Consider the following 233-nt stretch of genomic DNA (forward strand, 5'->3'; position numbering starts at 1 on the left):
TAGCGCACGACTTGATCCAAGCGGGTAGCGCCAATGCCGTGGTTGCGGGTGGGATGGAAAACATGTCGTCCTCTCCTTATATATTGAAAAAAGCACGTGATGGTTACCGCTTAGGGCATGACCAAGTTCTCGATCATATGTTTTTTGATGGCTTACAAGATGCTTATCAAGGTGAATTGATGGGCGTATTTGCAGAGCAAACCGCGCAAAAATATCAGTTTAGTCGTGAAAGT

1 pseudogene is annotated in these 233 nt (G+C 45.5%); it reads left to right on the top strand.

Annotated elements, in window-relative coordinates:
- Nucleotides 1-233, top strand: a pseudogene (locus E0702_RS18260) (acetyl-CoA C-acetyltransferase); the annotation flags it as partial.

This window comes from Halomonas marinisediminis, assembly GCF_004347715.1.
GTDB lineage: Bacteria > Pseudomonadota > Gammaproteobacteria > Pseudomonadales > Halomonadaceae > Halomonas > Halomonas icarae.